The sequence below is a fragment of the Deferribacterota bacterium genome (assembly GCA_034189185.1).
Classification (GTDB): domain Bacteria; phylum Chrysiogenota; class Deferribacteres; order Deferribacterales; family UBA228; genus UBA228.
In genome coordinates, this window is sequence record JAXHVM010000254.1 from 1 (window position 1) to 2002 (window position 2002).

The 2002-nt window shown below is 31.0% G+C and carries 3 protein-coding genes; all 3 read left to right on the forward strand.

Annotated elements, in window-relative coordinates; genetic code table 11:
* The first annotated feature begins 94 nt into the window (after positions 1-94).
* Genes SVN78_10585 through SVN78_10595 form a run of 3 tightly spaced genes read left to right on the forward strand, consistent with a single transcriptional unit; the run spans position 95 to position 1646 of the window.
* Positions 95-859: an SDR family oxidoreductase gene (locus SVN78_10585; GenBank protein MDY6822051.1), complete on the forward strand. Its 765-nt coding sequence runs from the start codon at positions 95-97 to the stop codon at positions 857-859.
* Between the two features lie 13 nt (positions 860-872).
* The gene (locus SVN78_10590) at positions 873-1085 is read left to right on the forward strand and encodes a hypothetical protein (GenBank protein MDY6822052.1); all 213 of its coding nucleotides are present in this window, start codon (positions 873-875) and stop codon (positions 1083-1085) included.
* Between the two features lie 9 nt (positions 1086-1094).
* A complete protein-coding gene (locus tag SVN78_10595) occupies positions 1095-1646 on the forward strand; it encodes an N-acyl homoserine lactonase family protein (protein ID MDY6822053.1) in 552 nt (183 codons plus the stop codon).
* Positions 1647-2002: the final 356 nt, after the last annotated feature.

Here is a 2002-nt window from a genome sequence, read left to right on the forward strand (position 1 = left end):
ATTTTAGATATATTCATATAATAATTAAAAATTTATAAAATAACATATATAACAAAGTTTATTATTTAATATAACATTAAGGAAGGTAATAAAGGTGGATAATTTATTCTCATTGAAAGGTAAAAATGCAGTTGTTATTGGTGGATACCGTGGTATTGGCAGTGTTTTTTCTGAGACCTATGCAGCAGCTGGGGCAAATGTAATTATATGTGCAAGATCTGTTGAAAAATGCAATGATTTAGCGGCAAAACTAAACAATGATTATGGTACAAAAAATATAGGAAAATTTATAGATGTTAAATCTTCTCATTCAGTTGATAAAACAATTTATGAGATTATAGATGAATATGGAAAAATTGATATCTTAGTAAATAGTGCTGGCATTGCAGGAAGTCAAAAAGCTACATTTGAATTAACTGATGAAGAGATTAAGAATGTTTTTGATGTGGATTTTTTTGGTATTTTTTATGTCTCAAGGGTGGTTTCAAGAGCAATGATAGAACATAAAAATGGGAAGATTATAAATGTGGCATCCATAGCAGCTAAAATAGCTACACGTTATATGGCAGGTTATTGTGCAAGCAAGGCAGCAGTTGTACAACTAACAAGAGTAATGGCTTTGGAATTAATGAAATACAACATACAAGTTAATGCAGTATGTCCAGGATATTTTTTAACTGACCTAAATAAGGATTTTTTAAGTTCTGAAAAGGGGAGAAAATTAATAAAGAAAACGATACCTATCAATAGGGTAGGCAATTTAGATGAATTAAAGACAACTGCGCTTTATTTAGCAACATGCCCACCTTTTCTAACAGGAACAGAGATATATATAGACGGTGGACATACAATTATTTAATAAGGAGGAAAAAATGGCTGTAAAACTTTATGTATTATATAGTGGGTATCTAAAGAGCACAAAAGATAAGTTTCTCTACAATATCGGTATTGGCGAACCCTTTAATGTTCCCGTCTATTATTATTTGCTTGATGTTGATGGAACAAAACTCTTGATTGACACTGGAATGTCACCAGGTTGCGTAGAAGATCCCAAGGCAACATGGGGAGATATAATCGATATCTAATATCCTGTTATGAAAGAAGAAGATAAACCTGTAAACGCTTTATTTAAACTAGGTATAAAACCTGAAGAAATCTCATATGTTATTCAAACACATTTGCATTTAGACCATGCAGGTAGTACTAAATTATTTCCAAATGCTAAGGTTATTGTCCAATTAAATGAATTAAGATATGCATATTTCCCTGATGCCTTAATGAAAGGTGCCTATATAGAAAATGATATAAAAGATAGAAATATACAATATACTCCAATTGTAGGGGTAAGAGTCATGTTTGATGGTAAAATTGTTATCTTCCCAACACCCGGACATACACCTGGGCATCAGAGTATACTAATTAGACTAGAAAAACACAAACCAGTTATCTTAACAGGGGATGCAATATACCTAAGAGAGAATTTTGAAAAAAACATTCCTTCTGGTTTTGCTCTTAACTTTGCAGATGCAGCATATTCTGCTGAGACAATAGGCAATATTGCAAAAGAAGAAAATGCTGATATATGGTTTGGACATGACCCAGAGTTTTTTAAAACACTTAAACTGGCGCCAGAATATTATGAGTAGCTAAAGATAAATAAATGTTCGACATAAAACAATGTAAGACCATGTAAACGAAACAAATATTTATGCCCAAAGAATCAACGGAAAAGGATAAAAGAGATTATACCGTTGTTTTTGCTATGCCAGCATATAATAAAAATATTTAATTAAAATATAAATTATAATATTATATAATATATAATAAGGAGGTAGCTATGGAAAATATAATACAACTTAATAAGGTAACCAATGTTAAAATAACAACATTAGTAGATAACTATATTGATCTATTCTTGCCTAGCACAAAAAAAGTAAAAAGAGCACCTTTAATTTCTGATGGAAGCAGACCTGGTGGTTTACTTGCTGAGCATGGATTATCT

Coding starts and splice junctions, on each gene's coding strand:
- SVN78_10590 (MDY6822052.1), top strand. CDS start 873: ATGGCTGTAAAACTTTATGTATTATATAGTGGGTATCTAAAGAGCACA.
- SVN78_10595 (MDY6822053.1), top strand. CDS start 1,095: ATGAAAGAAGAAGATAAACCTGTAAACGCTTTATTTAAACTAGGTATA.